This is a genomic window from Legionella sp. km772, assembly GCF_003989735.1.
In the GTDB taxonomy this organism is placed as follows: domain Bacteria; phylum Pseudomonadota; class Gammaproteobacteria; order Legionellales; family Legionellaceae; genus Legionella.
On sequence record NZ_RZGQ01000050.1, the window covers coordinates 1 to 17,686 of the forward strand.

The window sequence follows — 17,686 nt, forward strand, 5'->3', positions numbered from 1 at the left end:
AGCTCTCCTGGCCTATGGACTTGTGGATAAGCCATTCTGAGAGTAAGGTGAATGAACTAACAAACCGGGAATAGCTCTTATTTTTCCTGAATTTTGTTCCAGATCCCCGGACCTAGCTAAGTTTTTAGGGCGCAAGATTTTTTTAATACCATTTTTAAACGCTCTTTATTTTCTGAGTACCAAGTTTTGTTATATGAAAACGAGCAGCTTTTATATGCAAACACCTCGTTTAAAATTAATAGCTTATATCAATATACTTATAATATTTATTATAAAAATATACGGTGGGCGCTTCACATAGCTGCCCCTGATGGCATTTCCTATATGTACCGGATTTTATTTATCATCGGCTTAATAATGAGCCTATTAATTAGTTTTTGTAGTTATTTAATATTAAGGCTCTATCAAAAAACAAGAGCACTGGTGGAAAGTGAAGATACCTTTCGCTCAGCGATGCAAAATGCGGCTATCGGGATGGCCTTGGTTTCTCCCAGGGGACGTTGGATGAAAGTTAATAAAGCCTTTTGTGAGATGTTTGGTTATTCAGAAAAGGAATTGTTTGCCTTCGATTTTCAAGCATTCACCCACCCCGATGATTTAAATAGCGATTTAATTTATATTAAAAAGTTGCTGGCGCATGAAATCAATGCTTATCAAATAGAAAAACGCTATCTTCATAAATCTGGGGCTATCATTTGGGCCCTACTTAATGTTTCGCTGGTCTGGCATGATGAACGACAACCTAAGTATTTCATTGCCCAAATTCAAAATATAAGCGACAGAAAACACTTTGAGGAAGCCAATAACAATTTGCTAATAGCATTAGAAAAATCAAATAAAGAATTAGAGTCTTTTGCCTATGTAGCCTCTCATGATTTACAAGAGCCGGTTAGGATGATTAATGGTTTTGTTGATATTATTCTTGCAGAAAAACAGCCGCTGTTTGATGACGAGACCAAGGAATACTTAAAAATAGTTTATTCCGCCGGTGAACGTATTAAGCATATGGTACAGGATTTATTGGCTTATTCGAGGGTAAGTAATAATTCTGTAACGATGTATGAATTTGATTTGAATGATACTGTAAAGGAAGTTTTACAAAATTTAAATATTTTGATTACGGAGCATAATGCAGAAATTAGTACAGATTTATTGCCAAGGATAAAAGCTAACCCTATTCAACTAATGCGGTTAATACAAAACCTCATTAGCAATGCGATTAAATACCAGCCACCAGGTAATAGCCCTAAAATCCATCTCAATGTGAGGGAGCTTGAGGATAGTTGGGAGTTGGCTATCAAGGATAATGGTTTAGGGATCCCTGAAAATCAAATCGAGGAAATATTTAAACCATTTAAGCGCTTACACTCTTGGGATAAAATTAAAGGGAGTGGGCTTGGCCTGGCTATTTGTAAAAAGATAGTCGAACTGCATAAAGGCAGTTTAACGGTTAGTTCTAGTCCGGGCCAAGGCAGTACCTTCTTTATTCGGTTACCGAAAAATTGAAAAGCTAGGGATAATTAGGGTTTTACCCTAATCCACTCTTTTCGAAAAAAGACAGATTTGCCTTGAGTTTTAGCTAGTTTAGCTTATAAATAGGAGGGAAAATATCTAGCGCATCATTAAATGTTTTTGCTTGGCACGAACACTAGAAAGAGTAAACGAGGGGAAAAATAGCAGGCAATTTTAGGAGCAACAATGACTTGCGCTTTATAAAGGAAGATTGGTGGTTTTTAGATAATTTAAAAGTGCTTCATAACGGAGTGCTTTTTCCTCAACAGTAGAATTTTTTTGCTCCTCGAAGATTGGAGAACACGCAGTGGGGTTAGTTATTATATATAAAGCAGTCTTGCGCTTCTCTTGACTAATAACGTGTTCGCTTAAAACCTTCTCCATTATTTTCCTGCATTAAGTAAATAATTTGTATATTTTAATCTAATTTGGATTTTATGTCAATAAAAGTACAATTTGCTGGTTAAACCACTTTATTCATACAACGCATACAGGGTAAAAGCTTACTGCCTTGGCTTAAGGTATCGTGCAAATGAGTTTTTTTGAGATAGAGTAGTTCATCTACCTCTAAATAGGCCTTAATTTCATCATTAGAATGGTTAACAGCCAGTAATTCGTCTTGAGCCGGAATGTTGATGCCATAAGTACAAATATTAATTATCGGTGGGCAGGCGCTAACGAGATAAATGGCTTTTGCGCCTAAAGCACGTAATTGTTTTACTATTAATTGAGCTGTTGTTCCTCGTACAATACTGTCATCAAATAAGAGGATTATTTTATCCTTTATTTTTTCCGATTTAATACTTAATTTCTGCTGTACAGCCTTATAACGCTGTTGTTCTTCAGCTTGGATAAAACTTCGGCCTATCGTTGTATCTACTTCAAAATAATCACGATAATCAAACTGCAAGGCTTGGGCAAAAGATTTTGCTGCGGTAATTGCGGTTTTTGGTATAGGTAAAACAAAGTCGGGGTTTAAATGACTATAGGCTTCTTGCCATTGCTGGGCTAATAATCGCCCCAAATGCTGGCGCGTCTTTTCGACTAAAACGCCATTTAACTGGGTTTTAGGATGGGCAAAATAGACATATTCAAAACTACAAGGGGTATGGGTTTTTTGCAGCAAAACTTGCCGATATAATTCACCCTTTGTATTAATAAAAAATAACTCACCAGGCCGCACTTCTTGGAGGTTAAAACCTAAATTTTGAAAAAAATGGGATTCAGAAGCAAAGAGATATTCCTTGTTATTTTCTCCATTAATACGCTCACCAAAACATAAAGGCCTTATTCCCTGCGGATCACGAAACACTAGCAGGCCTTTATTAGCAATTAAACACACCACGCAATAAGAACCTTTGACCTGTTGATAAATAGAGCGGACTGCTTTTACTATTTTAGAAAAAAAATTACCCTCATTTAAAGCATCCTCTTCTTCTAAATGCTGTATGAAAAATTGCAGTAATAAGTTGGAGTCGACGCGGGATTGACCAGGAATATTATTAAAAGCCCTCATCCAGGCACCCGGATGTAAATGGCCACTGTGTGCTAGAGCCGCACCTTTGGGATTATAAAAAGGTTGGATATCAATACTGGTGCTGCCTCCGGACGTACTATAACGGGTATGGCCTATGGCAAATGGCCCTTCATGTTCGCCAAAAGAGTGCGCGGAAAAAACCTCCTTTATCTCACCTAAACCACGTTTAAAGACAAAACCCTCTTTAGATAAACTGGCAATCCCGGCAGCATCTTGACCGCGGTGTTGTAATTCGACCAGGCCTTGATAAACCCTTTGTGCACTATTTTTTTCACTGTAACTAGCAATAATGCCACACACTTCATTTACCCATAATACAAAAGCACTAATGATGCAAGAAGTGCGAACTGATAACAAGTTTTATCGCGGCTTCTTTCTGATTTCATCGAGGGTTTTAATAATTTGAGCTTATTTTTACAGATAATATTAGGCCTGGCACTACGGAGTTCATATTTTTTCTATTACTCTAACTATCTTCCAACTTGCAGTTTTATACATCAATACACTAATTATTTCTGCAACGAATAATAAACACACTTACTGGCATGAGGGTTAAATAAGAGCGAGGTCCTTAATAAATAGTCGATGACTTCTTCTGGATTTTCTTCATCACAAGTTATTAGCCATAAAATACTGTGCTTTAAGCGGGCGATGTTTAAGCTTAAGCCCTTTTCTAATTGCTGCCTGTGGTGCTCACCGACTAAGTCGTCTTGAGCGTGTATTAAAAAAGCGATCTGGCTGTTTATGGTTTGCTGGTTTTCTATCCACGTTTCTTTATTGGCGTTATAGAGTAAAGAGCTTGCCATTATCTGATCCAATGCCTCTCTTGCGCATTCGATTTCCCAATGGGTATAGCGTTTTAAGCTTATTTTTATTCCTTGCGATAACACAACTTTTTCTATGCTTAAGGCGTGCTCATCAGTGCTTAGTGGCGCAATGATTATTTCCTTAGCTTCAAGGGGGCAATGATAAATCGTGGGTAAATAAAAAGGATGGTTATAAGCTATGGTTTTAAAAGGGGGATAAACTTGTTCAGCGATATAATCATGCATGGATTGGAAAATAAGATCAGCGTCTGCAGAGCGTTCGGGATGGGGCATCATGGCTAGCACATTACCTCGGGCATTACTTAGGGCGGCTAGATTATAGCTAGAGCCATTCGGGTTCACCGGGAATTGTGTGTCAAGTTGGCCTTGTTCATCGCAGTAGTGAAAGGAGGTGCAGCCTTCCTGTTGGAGGACTGTCCATAATTCTTTACTGAGCTGAAAGCGCCCTTCACCATGAGCAACAGGAATATTAAGCGGGTGATGGGGTTTTAGCCTACGCGTAAAGGCACCCTGTGGTGACTCTTTGCTGATACAAATTTCCACCCAGGCATTGTAAAAGCCGGTACTTAAAACCTTTCCTGCAACAATTCGTTTATTAGTGGTTAAGGCCAGCGCCAATTGATAGCCCGCTAAACCCGGTACCAGCCCTGACTCAACCAAAATTTGGGCCCCATTACAAATACCTAACAAAGGTTTGCCCAACTCAGTTTGCTTTTTTAACACAGCAATAATGGGATGTAGGGCCGCAATTACCCCGGCGCGGGAGCGATCTTCATAGGAAAACCCGCCTACTAAAATATAGCCTGCGAATTCTTCTAAATGCTCAATGGCTTCATTCCACAAAAAAGAAACCGGAACCATTCCTGCGCGAGCTACGGCAAGGCTGGTTTCGCGGGTACAGGTACTTCCAGGGAATTGAATGATTGCTATGCGCATAAATGCACTTCCTTTTTCCCTTCTACGACATGGCCTATATAATAAAGTTTATAAGTAGACTCATGCTTTGTTAAGTAAGCAGCGGCATTGCTTAATTCTTGCTGCGCGCCAATAAGTACATAACCAATTCCCATGTTAAAGGTACGGTATAATTCCTGCTCGGCAATCGGGGCAAGACTTTGTAAAAAAGAGAACAAGGGTAAGTTAGGGTAACGGTGTTTATTAATTTCAATCGCGCAGTGGTCAGGAAGTACTCTGGGTAAATTATCGATAATACCCCCGCCGCTAATATGAGCCATTCCCTTAATAATAATGCCTTGTTCAAGCATGCTTAAAACCGGTTCGGTATAGTTTAGATGGGGTTCTAATAAGGCCTCGCCGAGAGTTTGTCCTAAATCATCCCGATAAGCATCCAGTTTGAACAGATGTTTATGAAACAGTAAATGCCGGGCTAAGGAGTAGCCATTGCTATGTAGGCCACTAGAGGCAAAAGCGAAAACCGCATCACCTGGTTGGATAGTAGAGCCTTGGATTATTTTCGCTTTATCCACCACACCGGTAATCATCCCGACTACATCGTATTCCCCGCGGCGGTAAATTCCGGGCATCTCGGCTGTTTCACCACCGATTAGCGCAATCTTGCTTTGCTTACAGGCGGCTATCATTCCCTGTAGCAGCTCTTTTAGTGTCTCTGGTTCCAGGGCATCGCTTGCGACATAATCAAGTAGGCTTAGCGGTTTTGCGCCATAAACCAAGATGTCATTTGCGGTGGCTGCGACTAAATCATAACCTAATTGGTGATATTGCTGCATTAAACGGGCAATGATCGTTTTAGTGCCTAAGCCATCAACACTTTGGACCAGGACCGGTTCTGCATAATTGGCCATTATGGCTTTTAAGTCATAGAGGGCTGCAAACCCCCCTAAAGGGTTCAGTAAGGCTTGAGAAAAGGTGGTTTCAATCAAAGGGCTTAGACTTTTGATGGCCTTATTCGTTTTATCGATATCGACGCCAGCATCGGCATAGTTTAGGGTTTTATCGCTCATAATTTATCCCGTAAACCGTTTTGCCACTGTTCTTTCGCTTGCGCAAGAGCTAAATGGATGGCAGGTTTAATTTCCAGATAGGGTAATTCTTGGGTTTTACCGATAAGTAAAAAAGGGCACTCATAACTAGCAAAGCATTGTTGCACTACTAAGAAATCCGTATCGCGAATTTCAAGGATAAAACCACCCGTTTCACTAAATAATTTTTTGCTAAAAACTAAATCACCCGGGATTTCCACCACAATGCCAATTGAGTTTTTAAAGCTCATTTCAGCAAGCGCTATGGCTAAACCGCCATCAGCTATATCATGCGCAGCTAAAATTAAATCCTGGTCGATAAGTGCTTGTAGAGCCCTGAGCTCCTGCCCTATGGTCGTTAAATTAGGTTGCGGGCAATGGGCGCCTAGTTGCTGATGGTGCGCATAAAAAACGCCCCCTCCGCACTCATCACGACGCTCACCCACTAATAAAATAAGGGAGTTTTTTTGCTTAAAATCTAAAGTGATAGCCTTTTTTACATCCGCTATTGTACCAATACACGCAATCATGGGGCTAGGAGGAATAACGGAGTGGCTGGACTCATTATAAAAAGATACATTACCTGAAATAATAGGTAAGGGTTGATTTTTATCTTCTTTAAGCCCAATTGCTTGGCACGCATCAACTATACCACGCACCGCTTCAGCAAATGCCCAGAAGTGTTCTGGTTTTTCTGGGTTGCCAAAGCAAAGGCAATCAGTAAGGGCAAGTGGAGTCGCACCTACAGCGACTACATTTCTAGCAGCTTCAATTACCGCATTCACCGCCCCCCAATAAGGGTCAATTAAATTATACCCTGGGCACTGATCTAGCGATAAAGCGACTCCGGTGTTGCGTATTTCTTCTGGATAGCTCAGATCATTAAAGGGCTGAATTAAGCCTGCATCAGCATCTCCGGCGGCCAAAACAGTACGACCCTGTACTTGTTTATCGTATTGCTCAAAAATCGGTGTACGGCTGGCAATATGTTCATGGGCTAAAAGGCTTAGGAGTAAACTATTATAGTCTGTCGGCTCTTCTATCCTAGGTTCGTTTAGTGCTTTATTGGGTTGATAATAAGGTCGCTGATAAATAAAGCCCGCAGTCATTGCTTTAGGGGCAACATTTACTAAAAGGGCGTTTTTATAAACTACTTGATAAAGACCATTTTTAGTGAGTTTACCAATAGTTTTAGCCTCTGCCCCGTACGCTATTTCCCCTAAGGCATAGTCTTCATTGTAATGGGTTAAAATAAGAGGTTCCAAGGTCTTAGGTACCAACCAAAGAAAGCGCTCTTGAGTTTCGGAACATAATAAAATTTCTGGGGCTAAATATCCTTGTAAAGTAGGAACTTTATCTAAATAAATTACTGCCCCCATATTACTAGCAGCCGCCATCTCAATACTGGCACAGGCTATCCCGCCTGCCCCCAAATCTTTGAAGCCGACCTGGCTTAAACAACCTAATCCTTTCAAGCGTTTAAAAAGGCTATTATTGGCTTGCAATAAATGATTCTTTAAAAAAGCATTGGGTTCTTGGATAGCACTGCGGTTTTGTTTATTGTCTGCCAAACTTTGCGATGCGAAGGCTGCGCCTGCAAAACCACTGCCATCGGTGGGTTTACCTATTAAAATAAAAACCGCGTCTTCAATGGGCTGGGAGACATGAGAATGAATAATCGCATCTTCTTTTACGAGCCCAAGGGTAACAATGGTGACTAAACAATTATCATTGTAGCCGGCATGGTAGTAAACATCACCGGCAATAGTTGGCACCCCAATTGGATTGGCGTAACCGGCAATTCCCGCCACAACGCCCTGTTGGATCATCCGGCTGTGGGGGCAATTAATTTCGCCAAAGCGTAAACCATTGCCCAGGGCTATGACTTCCGCCCCCATGCAGGAAACATCACGGACATTACCACCTACCCCAGTAGCCGCACCTTCGTAAGGAAGCAGTTGTGAAGGATGATTATGGGATTCATGACTGACTACCAAACCGTATTTGAGCCCGGTTTTGTCTTGCGCTATAGCAATAATTCCTGCATCTTCTTTGGGCCCTAGCAGGACATGGGGTGCTTCGGTAGGCATTTTTTCTAAATGAATTTTGCTGCTTTTATAAGAGCAATGCTCTGAGCCTTGGATTGACCAAAGAACGCACTCTGCTAAGGTCGGTGGTCTTTTTAAGATCTCCTGTTGTAACACTAAAAGCTCTTCAACATTCAGCCTTAGCTGATATTTTTGCATTAGAGCAGTTATTTCGTCACGACTTAATCCTGAAAAATCAAGGAAGGAAGAGTTTTCTAATTGTTGCACAAGCTGCTTTCCTTCATGTATTCATCGATTAAATAAAGCCAGTTTTTGGTTTCTTGTTCAGGGTTTTCAGCTTGGGTAATGGCCGTAATCACTGCGATACTCGCAGCCCCAGTATCGAGAATAGCTAAAGCCTTATTTAATTTAATTCCACCAATAGCTACGACTGGATAATTAAGCAGTTGGCAATAGGCTTTAAGCCGTTCTAATCCTTGAGGTGCGGCTTTCATTACTTTAGTGTTAGTATGATAGATAGGCCCGCAGGCTAGATAAGAAGGCTTATAGGCTAAAGCCCGTGCCACTTCATAGTAGGAGTGAGTACTAATCCCTAGGCGCAAACCAGCTTGCTTTAAAGCCTCGCAATCGGCTTTTTCCAAGTCCTCTTGCCCCAGGTGAACACCATAGGCGCCATATTCCATAGCCTCTTGCCAATAATCATTAATAAACAAGCGGGCTTGATATTGTTTGGCTAAAACAATGGCGGCTTTTATTTCCCGTTTTAGAGGAGCCGCGGCTAGGTCTTTGATCCTTAATTGGATAGTTTTTACCCCCCAACTTAGTAAAACTTGTACCCAATGGGCACTATCCACAATAGGGTAAAAGCCAAGAGGCTTTGGACCACAGGAAGGAAAGGCTTGCGGTGAGGGAAGTCTGCTTCTTAAGGTCGCAAAGGGAAAATCAGCTTGGTTATTGAGCCAATTACTATGGCTTAAGGTTCCTCGGCCCTGACCCAGGGGACCACTTAAACGAATCGCTTGGTTCACGTAGGCTTTAGCTAAAACTAAAGCTTCTTCCGTCTCATAACCTTGGGCAAGATTTGCTGCGATCGCAGAGGCCAGGGTGCATCCCGTACCATGCAGATGAGGCGTATTGAGGCGAGGACTGGATAACCAGCCTGATTCATTGCCATTAGTCCAATAATCTTGGGCAATGTTTGCGTGATTCGGGGCATGGCCTCCTTTTAATAAAACAATTTTTGGGCCAAGGGCTTGTAAATCCTTGCCAGCTTCTTCTATATCAGCAGTGCTGTTAATGCTGCGGCCTAAAAACCATTCTGCCTCGGGAATGTTAGGCGTAAATACGCTAATCCTTTTTAAGAAGTGTTGCGTCAAAAAATCATGTAATTCGCCTTCATGTAATGCGCCGCCTACGCTTGCGAACAAGACTGGATCGTACACCACGGCTTGGGGGAAACGCTCTAAATAGGGGAGGATGATTTTTAAACTCGCTAAGGAACCTACCATTCCTAGTTTTATTGCCCGAGGAGGTAGATCTTCACTCAAGGCTTGCAATTGTGCGGTTAATAGTTGCGGCGAGCAAAACTCCATAGTCTTTAATTCAACACTGTTTTGGGCGGTTATGGCGGTAATAACTGAGCAAGCATGGACGCCTAAGGCGTGGAAAGTATGCAAGTCCGCTTGTATTCCTGCCCCACCACTAGGGTCTGACCCTGCTATGGTCCAAACAATGGTTCTGCTCATGAGCTCACCACATTATGCCAAAAAGGTTTGCCGACAATAGGGGTACTTGGGCTTGCAAAATCACGGCTAGGCATAATGCCTGATTCGTAAGCCATTCGACCGGCATCAACAGCTTTGGCGAAGGCCTGAGCCATTTGTACCGGGGAGGCGGCTAAAGCGACCGCGCTATTGAGTAAGACTGCATCATAACCTAGTTCCATTGCTGCAGCCGCATGCGAAGGTGCCCCAATACCTGCGTCAATAATTAAGGTGATATTAGGCAGACGCTGTCTTAGTAATTTTAAGGCAAAAGGATTATTTAAACCTTTACCGCTGCCAATAGGTGCTGCCCAAGGCATTATTATGCGGCAACCGATGTGGGCTAAACGTTCACAGACCGCTAAATCATCGGTCGTATACGGGAAAACTTCAAAGCCTTGGCGAATTAACTCTTCGGCTGCTTTAATTAACTCAAAATGGTTAGGTTGTAGGGAATAGTCATCGCAAGTGATTTCTAATTTAATCCAATGCGTGTTAAAAACGGAGCGGGCCATCTGGGCAATCATGATCGCTTCTTTCGCCGACTGACACCCCGCGGTATTGGGCAGAAGGTGGCAACCGAGTGCTTTAATTCTACTCCAAAAATCAATACTGGCTTCGGCATGAGCGGCTTGGCGGCGAAGGGCAACAGTGATTACCTCGACTTGTGAAAGCTGGATAGCCTCTTCCATCATTTTTAAAGAGGGGTAACGGGCTGTCCCTAATAACAAACGGGAGGAAAGCGGGGTGTCGGCGAGTAAAAAACTCATTTTAGCCTCCTTGCATGGGCATTAATATTTCAATGATATCATTAGGTTTTAATTCCCAGGTCGCATAAGCAGAGTGAGGCACAACCGCATAATTTACCGCAATGGCCATCGGTAGATTCATACTATAGCCCCAGGCAACTAAGGCATCGCTTAAATATTTGTTTTCTAAGGGTTTCGTTTCGCCATTAATTGTTATAACCACGCTAAATTCTCCTTCAATTCATCAACTAATTCAGGATGATGCATTGCTTTTTTTCCATGCTCTAGATAGCGCATTGCTTCATCAAGTAGGGCGGGACCGACCAGATAACCATGACGGTATAAACCATTAAGGCGAATTAAACCCTCACTTGCAATAATTCGCGGTTGATTATCGCTTAAGGTGGGTCGGCACTGAGTCATCGTATGTAGAATGCGAGCCTCGGCAAACCCTGGGTGAACCATATAACAAGCTGATAAAAGCTCTAACATGGATTGGGCTGAGATAGGGCTCTTATCCTCACTTTCAATCGAGGTTGCCCCCACAATAAAAGTATTCCCTGCTCTTGGGGAAATATAAATAGGATAACGCGGGTGCATAATTCGAATAGGACAGTTTAAGTGGACTTCTGGGGCGTGTAAAATCAAGACTTCGCCCCGAACTCCCCGTAATTGCGGCCAATCGGGTTTTGCTCCTAAACCACGGCAATCAAAAACTAAATCAAAATAATGTGTTTTACCTTGTGCCACAATTTGATAGTCATTTAACTGCTCCACTGGCGTTAACTCATGCCAGTTAATTCCATGGGCTAAAAGGGTTGCGGTGGTCGCTTTATAAAATTCATGGCTATTGAGGTGTCCTTCATCTCGCAACCAATAGCCATCTTGCACATTAGAGTTTAAACCTGGGACAAAATTATGTAGGGCCGTATTAGGAATAAATTCTGCAATACTATTTAACGCGGGTAGATGTGCTTGGCGTAATTTAAACTCAATGATCGCCAGCAGTCGATCCCGCTCACCTTTGTCCTGGGGGTGATTTAAAAGTAAAGTACCATGTTGGGAAAATGCAACAGGCTTGCACAATTGCTTAAGCAAGGAAGGCCATAATTCTAAAGCACTTAAGCCCAGTTTAAAGATTAACAATTCACTGGACTCAAGTTCGGTATAAGGGGCTAGCATTCCAGCGCCTACCCATCCACAACTGTTATGACCTAAATGGCTATCAGCATCGAATAGAGAAACCTTCCAGCCGCGAGCTAAGCAATGAAGCGCAGTTAGACGCCCACATAAGCCCGCACCTACAATGCCAATCGTAATGGACATTAGACGGTCTCAACATAGATTTCAGAGCCTGATGCTTTAAATTCTTTCGCTTTTTGCGCCATGCCTTCGGTGAACTCTTGCACGTCTTGACTAATCTTCATTGAACAGAACTTAGGGCCGCACATTGAGCAAAAGTGCGCGACTTTAGCCGATTCTTTGGGTAAGGTTTCATCGTGATAGGCGCGCGCTGTATCCGGGTCTAGGGCTAAATTAAATTGGTCTTCCCATCTAAATTCAAAGCGAGCTTGGGAGAGGGTATCATCCCAATAGCGTGCTCCAGGATGTCCTTTAGCAACATCGGCTGCATGGGCGGCAATTTTATAAGCAATGACTCCTGCTTTCACATCGTCCCGGTTAGGTAGGCCTAAATGCTCTTTAGGTGTTACATAGCAGAGCATCGAGGTACCAAACCAACCAATCATGGCCGCGCCAATAGCGGAAGTGATGTGATCATAACCCGGCGCGACGTCCGTTGTTAATGGACCGAGAGTATAAAAAGGAGCTTCATTACAATATTCCAATTGCTTGGTCATATTTTCTTGGATAAGGTGCATGGGGACATGCCCTGGGCCTTCGATCATGGTTTGCACATCGTACTCATAGGCAATTTTAGTCAACTCGCCTAAGGTCTTAAGCTCGGCAAATTGCGCCTCATCATTGGCATCGGCAACAGAACCTGGGCGCAGACCATCGCCTAAAGAAAAACTCACATCATAGGCACGCATAATTTCACAAATTTCTCTAAAATGAGTGTAAAGAAAATTTTCTTGATGATGGGCCATACACCATTTAGCCATAATGGCGCCTCCGCGCGAAACAATTCCGGTAACTCGCGAGGCGGTCATGGGTACGTAACGCAATAAAACGCCGGCATGGATGGTGAAATAGTCCACACCTTGTTCTGCTTGCTCAATTAAGGTCTCACGGTATACATCCCAGCTTAATTCTTCGGCAATCCCGCCTACTTTTTCTAAGGCTTGATAAATAGGCACAGTTCCAATAGGTACAGAGGAGTTGCGCACAATTGAATCGCGGATGTTATGGATATTTTTGCCGGTAGAAAGATCCATGACCGTATCTGCCCCCCAACGAATGGCCCAAACGAGTTTTTCTACCTCTTCAGCGATGGAGGAACTGACTGCCGAATTACCAATGTTGGCATTAATTTTAACCAGAAAATTACGCCCGATAATGGATGGTTCAATTTCGGGGTGATTAATATTAAGGGGCATGACTGCTCGCCCACGCGCTATTTCATCACGAACAAATTCAGGGGTAATGATCTCTGGAATATTAGCGCCCATGCTGTTGCCTTGTAAGCGCCTGCTTCGCTCTGCAGCCTGGGGGTTATTTTTATTGGCTTCTCGCTGTTGTTCCGCATAGATTGATTCCCGTATGGCGATGTATTCCATCTCGGGGGTAACAATCCCTTTTTTAGCATAATAAAGTTGGGTTACGGGCGTGCTTTTAGCTTTTCGTGGTTGATGATGAGGGTAATTATTCCTTAATTCTTGCGGTAAGAGAAAGGATTCCTCAGTATCCTGGCGGGCTAAAATCCATTCGCGGCGCAAAGGACTTAAGCCTCGCTCTAAATTTATTTCTACGGAGCTGTCGGTATAAGGGCCTGAGGTGTCATATAAATTGATGTATTTACCATTCGTTAGGCTTACCTGACGGTAGGGGACTGCTATTTCAGGATGCATGCTTCCTTTTGTATAACCCTTGCTGGAGTTGGGAAAAGGAGTACGGGTTATAGAAGATTCAGTAATCATTTTATTATTATTTTTATTAGTCATGGATTACTCCTTTAATGACTTTAAAGAGAGGGTTAGTTGACAAGCTTTAGTATTGACAGTGATAATAAAAAGCAAATTGATTAGCGCATGATGCTAACTCATGAATGAATTATCGTCAATTGCAAGAAAGTGTAAACTAGGCCATTTTTCCTTAATAGCAATAGACTCTCAAGTTCCGCAAAAAATCAACGCACTTAAGACCTTGGAGATGAAGGCCATATCCCCTTGGATTGGTGGTTTCGCCCTTTTTGCTACTGCTGTTTTTGGCGCTTTCGCCAAAGCTGGAACTGAACATTGGATACAGCAAGACCATGAATGAATTTGAATTAATTGCCCATTTTTTTTCCGAACGAAAACAAGGCATGCGGGATGATGTAGTTTTAGGTATTGGCGATGATTGCGCGGTCTTAACCCTGCCACAGGATAAGCACTTACTAATGAGTATGGATACTCTCGTGCAAGGGGTTCATTTTCCAGAAACTACGCAAGCCTCTGATATAGGTTATAAGGCACTGGCGGTTAATTTAAGCGATTTAGCGGCCATGGGGGGAACTCCTGCTTGGTTTAGTTTGGCTTTGACACTTCCTACAGTCGATAAAACGTGGTTGCATGGTTTTAGTGAGGGTTTATTTGGCCTTGCCGAAGAGTTTAATGTCCATTTGGTTGGGGGTGACACCACCCGCGGCCCGCTTAGCTTAACCATACAAGTGCATGGTTTTGCCCCTGTGGGGAAAGCCATTACCCGCCAAGGTGCAGGGGTAGGTGATCTCATCTATGTTACGAATAATCTCGGGGATGCAGGTCTGGCGCTTAAGCATATTCAAGGCCAGCTGCAATTACCGATAGACCGCTTTGTTGCCGTGTTAGCCCAATTAAATCGTCCTTACCCGCGTGTAAAAGAAGGCCAATTATTAGCGCACTATGCCACTGCAATGATTGATCTTTCTGATGGCTTAATTTCTGATTTAGGCCATATTTTAAAGCAAAGCAAGGTCGGCGCTCGAGTGTATGTCGATAAATTACCTCTCTCTTCGGCATTAAGCCATAGTTTACCCTTTACGGAGGCAGTGGGCTTGGCTTTAAGTGCCGGTGATGATTATGAATTGTGTTTTACTATTCCTGCTGCTAAAAAAGAGGCCGTTGAGGCCTTGATGTTAAAAGCCGGGGGTAAAATTACTTGTATTGGTGAAATCATTAGCGAGCCGCAATTGCTTTTACAAAAGGAAAGTGAGGTGTTTGAGCGGGGTACTTTAAAAGGCTATAGCCATTTTAGTTAAGGGCAAAAACGCTTAGACTAGGCGTTTCACAGTCTACTTGAACGATTTTGAGAAAACTAAACCTATAGAAAATATGAATGTTTTAATCATTGGCTCTAATGCCCGCGAACATGCGCTTGCTCGAGCTTTAGCACGATCTGCGCGAAAGCCCACTCTTTTTAGTTGTGGCTCTACTTATAATCCAGGTATTGCGGTTTTAACTAAAGCTTATAAGTTGATCAATTTAAAGGATTCTCAAGCCATCCTGGCCCAGGCTAAAGCTTGGCGAATTGAGTTAGTCATAATTGGTCCTGAAGCGCCTCTTGCTTATGGTCTGGTCGACTGCTTGGCACAACGTGGGATAGCTTGCATTGGCCCCACACAAGCATTAGCGCAAATAGAAACAAGTAAAATTTTTGCGCGGGGATTAATGCAAGGCTTAGCTTGCTCGCCTGAGCATCAGGCTTTCCATAATTTAACCGGGGTAAAAGAATTTTTGGTTCATTTAGGCGCTGGTAATTATGTGATTAAGCCCGATGGTTTAACCGGTGGAAAAGGGGTTAAGGTTGCGGGTGAAGATCTGCATTCCCTAAGTGAGGCCTATGATTATTGTGTCCAACTGCTTGAAGAAAAGCACTCTTTCCTAATTGAAGAAAAACTCTACGGCCAAGAATTTTCCTTACATTGTTTTTCCGATGGCTTAAACTGTATAGCGATGCCGGCGGTGAAAGATTTTAAGCGCGCCTATCCAGGCGATCGCGGACCTAACACGGGAAGCATGGGTTGTTTTTCTGAGCCTCACCATCGCTTATCTTTTTTAACGGCAGAGTTTATTCAACAAGCGCAAGATATAAATCAAACCGCGCTTGAGGCCTTGCAAACTAAATATCAAAAAGCCTATAAAGGCATTCTTTATGGCAGTTTTATGGCTACTAAAGAGGGGGTGAAATTAATCGAGTTCAATGCCCGTTTTGGTGATCCCGAAGCTATAAACCTTTTAGCGCTGTTAGAAACCGATTTTTTATCATTATGTGAAGATTTATGGGACGGGGCCTTGGGTCGAACACCCATAAGTTTTGCCCCTTTGGCCAGCGTATCTAAGTATGCTGTGCCTCAGGGCTATCCTGAAAACCCCCAAACTAATCAATATTTTGACTATTCGAAGCTAAAAAACAAAGATCGGCTTTATTTTGCCTCCCTCCACTATCAAAATAAACAATGTTTTACCACTGCCTCGCGCAGTGTTGCGGTTTTGGGTTTAGGTCAATCACTTGCTGAAGCGGAACAAGAAGCCGAAGCAGAAATTAGACGGGTAACAGGTCCTTTATTTCATCGTGAAGACATTGGGTTAGATTTTTCCTATGCCTCAATTTAACCTAGCCATTTTGGGTAGCACTCGCGGTACAGCGATGCAAGCAATTATTGATGCAATTAAACAAGGGGAATTGCAAGCCCATCTTGCTTTAGTTATTAGCAATAAGCTTAATGCGGGTATTTTAGACCGAGCACAAGGCCAGCAGGTGAAAACAGTCTTAATCCCTGAGCAAAACCGGTTTGATTTTGAAACTAAATTATCGGCTTTGTTAGTCGCGCATGAGGTGGATTTACTGGTCTTAATTGGTTATATGCGTATTCTATCCCCTCTTTTTGTGAAGCAATGGGCTAATAAAATAATTAACGTTCACCCCTCTCTGCTTCCTCAGGGGGCGGGCTTAAAAGATCTAGCTGTACACCAAGCTATTTTAACGAGTGGCCAGCAAATCAGCGGTTGTACGGTTCATTATGTAAATGCCGAAGTAGATAAAGGACCTATTTTAGTGCAGAAAAAGTGTTTCATTTCAAACAATGAAACCGCTGAAAGTTTAAAATCTAAAATACAAGCTTTAGAGGGCAAGGCTTTAATTGCCGCAATTAGGGCCATCAATCCCTAAGAACAGCTTTTCGGGGTAGGTTATATAAGCCATCTGTCAAATGTGTTCATGACTTTGCTTTGTTTATAAGAGCATTAACTGGTGAGTTTCCAACTGCGGCCTTAGAAGAGGCACTGTCCCTACTTTTAAAGAGCACTCCCAAGAGCCAAGAGATTGCCAACAGCCTCTATGGCTTGGGTGAGTTGGCAAAGGCTGGACAATTAGCTGGTGAGCTTCCAGCTGCCACCTTAGATAAGGCACTTTCCCTACTTTTAAAGAGCACTCCCAAGAGCCAAGAGATTGCCAACAGCCTCTATGGCTTGGGTGAGTTGGCAAAGGCTGGACAATTAGCTGGTGAGTTTCCAGCTGCCGCCTTAGATAAGGCACTTTCCCTACTTTTAAAGAGCACTCCCAAAAGCCAGGAGATTGCCAACAGCCTCAATGGCTTGGGTGGGTTGGCAAAGGCTGGACGATTAGCTGGTGAATTTCCAGCCGCAGCCTTAGAGGAGGCACTTTCCCTACTTTTAAAGAGCAACCCCACTTGCCAGGAGATTGCCAACAGCCTCTATGGCTTGGGTGAATTGGCTAATAGAGGTCTATTAGCACCTACAGCCACTTTGCCGCTCAGCGAGTTGCTGTCTAGACTGGACGTGCCAAGCAGTAATCTCATTAGCTTAATGCAAGTGTTACAAGGTTTGTGCGCCTTGAACTATAGAGATGGGCAAGGTGAGAAAAAACTAAATGAGCTCTTTGATACAGCCCTTGATCTACCATACCTGCATCCTCGACAGGTGATTAAATTTTTGGAGATGTATGGACGATTTAGAGTCAATGGGACTTCATTACTCATGTTACGCACGGTCAATTTTAAGCTGCCATATTTTTAAGCTCCTGCCAAGCAATCTGGTTCGCTCTAAGAATCAATTTGTACTTAATAGCAAAGTGATTTAAATGAGTTTTTA

Annotated in this window: 17 protein-coding genes; 6 read left to right on the top strand and 11 right to left on the bottom strand. The window is 42.8% G+C overall.

Annotated features, from left to right (window positions below):
• Positions 1 to 12: 12 nt before the first annotated feature.
• Positions 13 to 135, bottom strand: a complete 123-nt coding sequence (locus ELY15_RS16515) for a hypothetical protein (RefSeq protein ID WP_255411070.1) — start codon at positions 133 to 135, stop codon at positions 13 to 15.
• Between the two features lie 222 nt (positions 136 to 357).
• On the opposite strand from ELY15_RS16515, the gene ELY15_RS07130 reads away from it, so the two are divergent.
• Positions 358 to 1,506, top strand: coding sequence for an ATP-binding protein (locus ELY15_RS07130; protein WP_158617426.1), 1,149 nt, complete (start codon positions 358 to 360; stop codon positions 1,504 to 1,506).
• Positions 1,507 to 1,710: 204 nt separating this feature from the next.
• Here the strand turns inward: ELY15_RS07130 and ELY15_RS07135 are convergent, their stop codons facing one another.
• The 10 genes from ELY15_RS07135 to thiC all read right to left on the bottom strand — a co-directional run bounded on the left by ELY15_RS07135 (position 1,711) and on the right by thiC (position 13,558).
• The gene (locus ELY15_RS07135; RefSeq protein WP_127098972.1) at positions 1,711 to 1,896 is read right to left on the bottom strand and encodes a hypothetical protein; all 186 of its coding nucleotides are present in this window, start codon (positions 1,894 to 1,896) and stop codon (positions 1,711 to 1,713) included.
• A 79-nt stretch (positions 1,897 to 1,975) separates the two neighbouring features.
• The gene (locus tag ELY15_RS07140) at positions 1,976 to 3,406 is read right to left on the bottom strand and encodes an amidophosphoribosyltransferase (protein ID WP_127098973.1); all 1,431 of its coding nucleotides are present in this window, start codon (positions 3,404 to 3,406) and stop codon (positions 1,976 to 1,978) included.
• A 152-nt stretch (positions 3,407 to 3,558) separates the two neighbouring features.
• Positions 3,559 to 4,812, bottom strand: coding sequence for a phosphoribosylformylglycinamidine synthase I (gene purQ, locus ELY15_RS07145; protein WP_127098974.1), 1,254 nt, complete (start codon positions 4,810 to 4,812; stop codon positions 3,559 to 3,561).
• On the bottom strand, positions 4,803 to 5,858 hold the full coding sequence (purM, locus tag ELY15_RS07150) for a phosphoribosylformylglycinamidine cyclo-ligase (protein WP_127098975.1): 1,056 nt from the start codon (positions 5,856 to 5,858) through the stop codon (positions 4,803 to 4,805). The genes purQ and purM overlap by 10 nt, the downstream gene beginning before the upstream one ends.
• On the bottom strand, positions 5,855 to 8,191 hold the full coding sequence (gene purL, locus ELY15_RS07155) for a phosphoribosylformylglycinamidine synthase subunit PurL (RefSeq protein ID WP_233586561.1): 2,337 nt from the start codon (positions 8,189 to 8,191) through the stop codon (positions 5,855 to 5,857). Before purL ends, purM begins: the two co-directional genes overlap by 4 nt.
• Positions 8,179 to 9,669: a thiamine phosphate synthase gene (thiE, locus tag ELY15_RS07160; RefSeq protein ID WP_127098976.1), complete on the bottom strand. Its 1,491-nt coding sequence runs from the start codon at positions 9,667 to 9,669 to the stop codon at positions 8,179 to 8,181. Before thiE ends, purL begins: the two co-directional genes overlap by 13 nt.
• Entirely contained in the window at positions 9,666 to 10,457 is a 792-nt protein-coding gene (locus tag ELY15_RS07165) for a thiazole synthase (RefSeq protein ID WP_127098977.1), read from the bottom strand. Before ELY15_RS07165 ends, thiE begins: the two co-directional genes overlap by 4 nt.
• Before the next feature lies 1 nt (position 10,458).
• On the bottom strand, positions 10,459 to 10,659 hold the full coding sequence (gene thiS, locus ELY15_RS07170) for a sulfur carrier protein ThiS (RefSeq protein ID WP_158617427.1): 201 nt from the start codon (positions 10,657 to 10,659) through the stop codon (positions 10,459 to 10,461).
• Entirely contained in the window at positions 10,650 to 11,762 is a 1,113-nt protein-coding gene (locus tag ELY15_RS07175; protein ID WP_127098979.1) for an FAD-dependent oxidoreductase, read from the bottom strand. The genes thiS and ELY15_RS07175 overlap by 10 nt, the downstream gene beginning before the upstream one ends.
• The gene (gene thiC, locus ELY15_RS07180) at positions 11,762 to 13,558 is read right to left on the bottom strand and encodes a phosphomethylpyrimidine synthase ThiC (RefSeq protein ID WP_305033766.1); all 1,797 of its coding nucleotides are present in this window, start codon (positions 13,556 to 13,558) and stop codon (positions 11,762 to 11,764) included. Before thiC ends, ELY15_RS07175 begins: the two co-directional genes overlap by 1 nt.
• 100 nt (positions 13,559 to 13,658) lie before the next feature.
• Between thiC and ELY15_RS07185 the strand changes: the two genes are divergently transcribed.
• From ELY15_RS07185 to ELY15_RS07205, 5 genes are read left to right on the top strand one after another with little or no spacing between them, the layout of a single operon-like run.
• Complete coding sequence (locus ELY15_RS07185) at positions 13,659 to 13,877, top strand: hypothetical protein (RefSeq protein ID WP_127098980.1); 219 nt, start codon at positions 13,659 to 13,661, stop codon at positions 13,875 to 13,877.
• Positions 13,870 to 14,835 carry a thiamine-phosphate kinase gene (thiL, locus tag ELY15_RS07190; protein ID WP_127098981.1) on the top strand — a complete coding sequence of 322 codons (966 nt, stop codon included), beginning with the start codon at positions 13,870 to 13,872 and terminating at the stop codon, positions 14,833 to 14,835. The genes ELY15_RS07185 and thiL overlap by 8 nt, the downstream gene beginning before the upstream one ends.
• Before the next feature lie 37 nt (positions 14,836 to 14,872).
• The gene (gene purD, locus ELY15_RS07195) at positions 14,873 to 16,189 is read left to right on the top strand and encodes a phosphoribosylamine--glycine ligase (RefSeq protein ID WP_233586563.1); all 1,317 of its coding nucleotides are present in this window, start codon (positions 14,873 to 14,875) and stop codon (positions 16,187 to 16,189) included.
• On the top strand, positions 16,176 to 16,745 hold the full coding sequence (gene purN / locus ELY15_RS07200) for a phosphoribosylglycinamide formyltransferase (protein WP_127098982.1): 570 nt from the start codon (positions 16,176 to 16,178) through the stop codon (positions 16,743 to 16,745). Before purD ends, purN begins: the two co-directional genes overlap by 14 nt.
• Before the next feature lie 59 nt (positions 16,746 to 16,804).
• Entirely contained in the window at positions 16,805 to 17,611 is an 807-nt protein-coding gene (locus ELY15_RS07205) for a hypothetical protein (protein ID WP_127098983.1), read from the top strand.
• Positions 17,612 to 17,686: the final 75 nt, after the last annotated feature.